Annotated in this window: 6 protein-coding genes; 4 read left to right on the top strand and 2 right to left on the bottom strand. The window is 62.3% G+C overall.

Annotation, left to right across the window (positions count from 1 at the left end):
- A partial coding sequence (locus ACOZK4_RS08935) for an aminotransferase class IV (protein ID WP_421591580.1) occupies positions 1-443 on the bottom strand: 443 nt, incomplete at its 3' end.
- A 185-nt stretch (positions 444-628) separates the two neighbouring features.
- Between ACOZK4_RS08935 and ACOZK4_RS08930 the strand changes: the two genes are divergently transcribed.
- The 4 genes from ACOZK4_RS08930 (at position 629) to tam (ending at position 4,687) form a co-directional block, all read left to right on the top strand.
- Positions 629-1,669, top strand: a complete 1,041-nt coding sequence (locus tag ACOZK4_RS08930) for a zinc-dependent alcohol dehydrogenase family protein (protein ID WP_421591579.1) — start codon at positions 629-631, stop codon at positions 1,667-1,669.
- 407 nt (positions 1,670-2,076) lie between these two features.
- Positions 2,077-2,973 (top strand): hypothetical protein, encoded by an 897-nt coding sequence (locus tag ACOZK4_RS08925; protein ID WP_421591578.1) that lies wholly within the window; start codon positions 2,077-2,079, stop codon positions 2,971-2,973.
- A 288-nt stretch (positions 2,974-3,261) separates the two neighbouring features.
- On the top strand, positions 3,262-3,912 hold the full coding sequence (locus ACOZK4_RS08920) for a haloacid dehalogenase type II (RefSeq protein WP_117369016.1): 651 nt from the start codon (positions 3,262-3,264) through the stop codon (positions 3,910-3,912).
- Between the two features lies 1 nt (position 3,913).
- On the top strand, positions 3,914-4,687 hold the full coding sequence (tam, locus tag ACOZK4_RS08915) for a trans-aconitate 2-methyltransferase (RefSeq protein WP_421591577.1): 774 nt from the start codon (positions 3,914-3,916) through the stop codon (positions 4,685-4,687).
- Between the two features lie 67 nt (positions 4,688-4,754).
- On the opposite strand, the gene ACOZK4_RS08910 is transcribed toward tam, so the two are convergent.
- Positions 4,755-6,314: a helicase HerA-like C-terminal domain-containing protein gene (locus tag ACOZK4_RS08910; RefSeq protein WP_421591584.1), complete on the bottom strand. Its 1,560-nt coding sequence runs from the start codon at positions 6,312-6,314 to the stop codon at positions 4,755-4,757.
- Positions 6,315-6,645: the final 331 nt, after the last annotated feature.

Genomic DNA, 6,645 nt, shown 5'->3' with positions numbered 1-6,645 from the left:
GGGCGGCGGAAGGGCGAGAGGGTGAGCGACGAGGCGGCCTTCGGATCGCCCATCGAGGCCTCGAAGAGGCAGAGCGCAAAGCGGGTCGAATCCGGATCGGGCGCCACGACGCTGATCGGCGAGCCGTGTTCGGCCCAGTACATCGGCTTGATATAGATCGCCGTCCTGCCGTCGAATTTCTTCACGCCTTCCCAGGCGAGCGCCTCGATCTCCCCGGCAGCCAAGGTCGCCTTCATGCCGAGCGCCTGCGCCGAGCGGTTGACGCGCTGGCAGTGCAGGTCGAGATCCGGCGCGATGCCATCGAACCAGCGGCCGCCATCGAACACGGTCGAGCCGAGCCACATGGCATGCGAGGTGGGGCCGATCAGCGGCGGGTTGCCCGAAATCCACTCGCCGTCCACGAAGGTCCAGGTCGTCGAGCGTGGTGATGTATCGACTGGCATTGTTTTCCTCCTTTTCGCCCATCAAACGCCCGGCCGGCAGGGCCGGTCAAGCTGCAATTGCCTTCCGACAGTGCACGCCGCTTGTCCATTCAAGATGTTGAATGGGTGTATCAGGTCTTATCATGGGTGGCACGATTGAGGCCCTTCGGGGTGCGTGCGATACAGGATGAAAAGGGAGACCAGCCATGCGCGCGATGTATTATGAGGCCTTCGAGACCACCCCGGAAATCCGCACCCTGCCCGACCCGACGCCGGCCGAAGACGGCGTGGTGATCAAGGTGGAGGCGACGGGGCTTTGCCGCAGCGACTGGCACGGCTGGATGGGCCACGACGCCGATATCAAGCTGCCGCATGTGCCGGGCCATGAACTGGCCGGCAAGGTGGTGGCCGTTGGTAAAGGCGTGCGCCGCTTCCGCGAGGGCCAGCGCGTGACGGTGCCCTTCGTGTCCGGCTGCGGCCATTGCGGCGAGTGCCGCTCGGGCAACCAGCAGGTCTGCGAGGAACAATTCCAGCCGGGCTTCACCCATTGGGGCTCGTTTGCCGAATATGTCGCGATCGATTACGCCGACCACAATCTCGTGCACCTGCCCGAAGCCGTGGACTATGCCACCGCCGCCAGCCTCGGCTGCCGCTTCGCCACGTCCTTCCGCGCGGTCGTCGATCAGGCCCGCGTGACGGGCGGCGAATGGGTGGCGGTGCACGGCTGCGGCGGTGTGGGCCTCTCCGCGATCATGATCGCGGCGGCGCTCGGCGCCAATCCCATCGCCATCGACATTTCCGCCGAAAAACTGGATTTTGCCCGCAAGATGGGCGCGGTCGCCACCATCAATGCCCGCGAGGTCGCCGATGTCGCCGAGGCCGTGCGGGACCTCACCGGCGGCGGCGCGCACGCCTCCGTCGATGCGCTCGGTTCGCCGGTCACCTGCTTCAACTCCATCAAGAACCTGCGCCGCCGCGGCCGGCACGTGCAGGTCGGCCTGATGCTCGCCGATCATGCGACGCCGCCGATCCCGATGGCCCAGGTCATCGGCCACGAACTGGAAATCTACGGCAGCCACGGCATGCAGGCCTGGCGCTACGACGCGATGCTGGCGATGATCGAAAGCGGGAAACTCACACCGCAAAAGCTGATCGGGCGGCATATCAGCCTGGAAGAGGCCGTGCCGGCGCTGATGGCGATGGACAAGGCGACGGATCTGGGGATCAGCGTGATTACAAGGTTCTGATCGGGCGGAATGCAACCAGTGCGATTCAGGAGCTTTCAGGTTTCCGAACACGATACGGCGTTCGTCAAAATGGAGAGTGGCATATGCTTAGATCGGCCGCGTTGGCAGCGCTTAGCTTGGCTTTCGCTCCAGTCGCGATGAGCGCTCCACGGGCGATTAACTGTACTGGCGATTGGGGCAAGACCATTGAGTCCCTCGAGCCACGACCTGAGGGACCGGCAACTCTGTCGGCGATCCATTGCCTACCCCTACCCCAAAGCGGCTACCCGGTTTCACTTTCGCCCGACGGAAGCAAGATATTCAGCTTTCACAGTATTGAGGGACTATGGATCGGTGGCCTCAAGCAGACCGATGCAAGCCACACTTTTCCAGGGCGGGTACTTTCATCCGTCTTCAGGAACAAGACGATGCCCTTTGAATGGCTTGCTGACTCGTCCGAGGTCATAGGTGTCAAGCAGAATAGCAATAGAGGGGGTTTTGCGCTTGGGCCACTGCAACCCTATTTGTTCACGAATGACGGCAGGCAAACGCGTTTACCGGCTCTCTCGCATCCGAACGGGCCGCTGGACGAGATCTTTTGGATCGGCGGGGCCGGCCTGGCATTCGCAGCGTTCGGGACCAAGGGCGCATACTACAAGCCCGAACATGAAGACCCACGCCCGACGATATCTCTCGTTGACGCGAGCGTGGGCCAGGTTTTGGAAGACGTTGAAACCGCAGCGATATCAGGTCTACCCAGCTACAAAAACTTAACCGGGGTATCTTCTCGTGTCGACAAGAGCGGGCGGGCGCGTGTTTTGACTGCCTGGCTACCAGATACTTGGATGCTCTGGGATCAAGGTGACAGCCCGCGCATTCTGCCTATCCACAACAAGACAGCTAAGGCGAGTTACACGCTTTCCATGGACGGCACCAAGGTGCTGATCATGGGAAATCTGAGCGCAACTGGATGGATATGTGAATTTCATAATCCCTGCCCCTCGCCGACGCCGCGGTCAGGCATGATCGCGGAGTTGAGAGACGTAAGTTCGGGTCGGCTGGTTTGGTCTATAACGGGAACTGCCAACCAGTTCTCGAACAGCGACCTCCCCGCGATCAGCCCCGATGATCAATATGCCTTGATAACAATGCCCGGCGAGCATGAAGATATCGGTCTTGTGTCGATGATTGATGGCTCGGTTCTTCAACGATTTCGGATGCCAGGCTGGGGCAGTCTGACGCTTGGCTTTTCCTCGGATGGGAAGCAGGCTTGGATCACCGGCGGAGCGACGATGGCCATTTTTAATATCAACCCACAAAAATGAAATTGTGTGGGCATGCTTTTGGTCGTGCACTAGGGGGCGTTAGCCAAAGGGTTTCGCGTGGGGCATCGCATAGATTGAGGGCCGCTTTGGGCCGAACGCCGCCATCACTTGCCAGTTATCGAGCGCTCGTAGAAATGCGGCGCCCAAAGGCCGCGAGGCATACGCCATCGAGCTCGTCTTTGATGTATACCGCCAACGCTGTCGAGAACCGCATTCCCCAACTCCACAATTGACATTCCCACGCCGATACCACCCAATCCCCCATAAATGCTGGAGGAATCGCGTTCTATGTCTCATGCCGCCTATGTGTTCGATGCCTATGGCACGCTGTTTGATGTGCATGCGGCGGTGCGGCGGCATGCCGGGGATGTGGGGCCGAACTATCAGGCATTTTCAGAGATGTGGCGTGCCAAGCAGCTCGAATATTCCTGGACGCGGGCCTTGATGGGGGCCTACGCCGATTTCTGGCAGCTGACCGAACAGGCGCTCGACTATACGTTCAAGCGCGTCGGCGGGGTCGATCCGGCGCTTCGGCAGAAGCTGCTCGATGCCTATTGGAAGCTCGACTGCTATCCGGAGGTGCCGGCCGTGCTCAAGGCGCTGAGAAGCCGCGGGGCGCATATCGCCATTCTGTCGAATGGCTCGCCCTCCATGCTCGCCTCGGCGGTGAAGAATGCCGCGCTCGACACCGTCATCGATGACATCTTTTCCGTCGATGCGCTGAAGACCTACAAGACCGCACCCAGCGTCTATGATCTCGTGACGACGCATTACCGGCTTTATCCCAATGTCGTCTCCTTCCAGTCCTCCAACCGCTGGGATATCGCCGGCGCCACGAAATTCGGCTTCCGCACAGTCTGGATCAACCGCGCCAACATGCCCGACGAATATTTCGATCTCGGCCCCTCGTTGATCCTGCCCTCGCTCGAAAGCCTCTGACATGGCCTGGTCCGCCGCCCAATATCTGAAATTCGAAGACGAACGCACGCGACCGGCCCGTGACCTGCTCGCCCAGGTGCCGGCAGATCTCGTTGCCGGCACGGTCTATGATCTCGGCTGCGGGCCGGGCAATTCGACGGAACTGCTGGTGAACCGGTTTCCCGGCCGTGGCGTCAAGGGTGTCGACAATGCCAGCGATATGCTGAAAGCCGCCCGCGCGCGCCTGCCGGGTGTCGATTTCGTCGAATGCGACCTGGCACGATGGCGCCCGCCGGAGCCCGCCGCACTGCTCTATGCCAATGCCGTCTTCCAGTGGCTGCCGGATCACATCACGCTGCTGGCCAGCCTGATGGACGGCCTGCGCGCCGGTGGCGTGCTTGCCGTGCAGATGCCGGACAACCTTTTCGAACCCTCGCATCTCCTGATGGAGGAAAGCGCGCTGGCTGGCCCCTGGAAAAGCGCCTTCGAGACGGGCACGCCGCGCCGCAAGCCGCTGCCCGCACCGGCCGCCTATATGGATGCGCTCGGGCCGAAGGCGGCCCGCGTCGATGTCTGGCACACCGCCTACAATCATCCGATGACGGATGCGGCCGCGATCGTCGAATGGGTGAAGGGCACGGGGCTCAGGCCCTATCTCGACCGGATTCCGGCCGAGCAGGGCGACGGTTTTCTCGCCGACTACCAGAGCCGGATCGCCAAGGCCTATGCGCCGATGGCGGACGGTCGGCGGCTGTTGCGCTTCCCGCGGCTGTTCATCATTGCGGTGAAGAGCTGAAGCACGAAGGCGGGGAATAACACCCCCGCCCCGACTGTTCGGTTCAAAACGTGCGAAGCCGCGGCGCTTAGCGCCGCAGGCTGCCGAGGATGCCGCGCACCAGCGCGCGGCCGAGCGAGGACGCCACGGTTCGGGCGACCGATTTCATCGCGGCTTCCGCCACCGTCTCGCGCTGATAGCCGGCGCGGGGTTTGGCCTGTTTGGGGGCAGACGGTGCCGCTGGCTCGTCGTCGCCGAAGCCGGGCAAGGTCCAGCGGCTGCCGCCGGAGGGTTGCTCGGCAGGCTGTTCGGCCTGCTCCTGCGCGGCGGCGGAATCGGCCGCCTTCTTGGCGCGCGCCATGAGGATTTCGTAGGCGGATTCGCGGTCGAAATCCTCGTCATAGAGGCCGGCGACCGGGCTGACGCCCATGATCTCTTTACGCTCGGCCTCGGTGATCGGCCCCAGCCGAGAGGCCGGCGGGCGGATCAGCGTGCGCTCCACCATGGAGGGCGCCCCCTTGCCTTCCAGCGTCGAGACCAGCGCCTCGCCGGTGCCGAGATTGGTGATGACGGTGGCGCAGTCGAATTCCGGGTTGGGACGGAACGTGTCGGCCGCCGTCTTCACCGCCTTCTGCTCGCGCGGCGTATAGGCGCGCAGCGCATGCTGCACGCGGTTGCCGAGCTGGGCGAGCACCGTTTCCGGCACGTCGAGCGGGTTCTGCGTGACGAAATAGACGCCCACGCCCTTGGAGCGGATGAGGCGCACGACCTGTTCGATGCGTTCGAGCAGCACTTTCGGCGCGTCGTTGAAGAGCAGATGCGCCTCGTCGAAGAAGAAGACCAGCTTCGGCTTTTCCGGATCACCGACTTCCGGCAGCACTTCGAACAGCTCGGAGAGCATCCAGAGCAGGAAGGTGCCGTAGAGGCGTGGGTTCATCATCAGCTTGTCGGCGGCCAGCACCGAAATCGCGCCGCGGCCGTCATTGGTGGTGCGCATGATGTCGGAAATCTTCAGCGCCGGCTCGCCGAAGAACTGCTCGGCGCCCTGCTGCTCGAGGATCAGCAGTTCGCGCTGGATCGAGCCGACGGAGGCCTTGGAGATGAAGCCGAACTGGTTGGACAGCGCCGTGGCGTTCTCGCCCATATAGTTGAGCAGCGCCTGGAAATCCTTGAGATCGAGCAGCGGCAGGCCGCCCTGATCGGCGATCTTGAAGGCGATGTTGATGACGCCTTCCTGCGCATCCGTCGCGTTCATCAGGCGCGAGAGCAGCAGCGGGCCCATCTCCGACATAGTGGTGCGGACGCGATGGCCCTTCTCGCCGTAGAGATCCCAGAAGATGACGGGGAATTCCTGGAAGTCGTAGGGGGTGAGCCCGATCTGGTCGGCGCGCTTCTGGAGAAAGTCCTTCGGCTCGCCCATGGCGCCGATGCCCGAAAGGTCGCCCTTCACGTCGGCGCAGAAGACAGGCACGCCGGCATTGGAAAAACCCTCGGCGAGGATTTGCAGCGTCACCGTCTTGCCGGTGCCGGTCGCGCCCGTCACGAGGCCATGGCGGTTGCCGAATTTCAGGTCGAGATATTCCGGCTTGTTGTTGGTGTCGTCAGGCTTGCGGCTGGTGCCGATATAAAGCTTGCCGTCCTGAAGAATGGAATCCGTCACGCTGAAAACTCCCTGACTGCCGGTTTCCCGTCAGAAGCGGACTGCCGCGTCGCAACGGTTTTCATTGAATCGTCTCAGGCAAGTTATAAGGATAGTCCGGCACGGGAACAACACGATTTCAAGGCCTTCGTGCCCCTGCACCGGACGTGCCAAGCCGGCTTGAATTTGCCGGAGAGTTCATTTACCTTGACGTTAACGTCAATTCCTTCGGAGGATTTTCCATGAACGATCTCGTCACCCGCGTCGCCGATGCCGTCGGCATCGATCCGGCCCTTGCTGAAAAGGCCATCGGCATGATGCTCGGCTTCCTGCAGCGCGA

It is taken from the genome of Shinella sp. M27 (assembly GCF_049199905.1).
Lineage (GTDB): Bacteria > Pseudomonadota > Alphaproteobacteria > Rhizobiales > Rhizobiaceae > Shinella.
Note: the sequence above shows the minus strand (reverse complement) of the source record. Positions and strands in the feature narration are given on the sequence as shown.

Coding starts and splice junctions, on each gene's coding strand:
- ACOZK4_RS08930 (WP_421591579.1), top strand. CDS start 629: ATGCGCGCGATGTATTATGAGGCCTTCGAGACCACCCCGGAAATCCGC.
- ACOZK4_RS08925 (WP_421591578.1), top strand. CDS start 2,077: ATGCCCTTTGAATGGCTTGCTGACTCGTCCGAGGTCATAGGTGTCAAG.
- ACOZK4_RS08920 (WP_117369016.1), top strand. CDS start 3,262: ATGTCTCATGCCGCCTATGTGTTCGATGCCTATGGCACGCTGTTTGAT.
- tam (WP_421591577.1), top strand. CDS start 3,914: ATGGCCTGGTCCGCCGCCCAATATCTGAAATTCGAAGACGAACGCACG.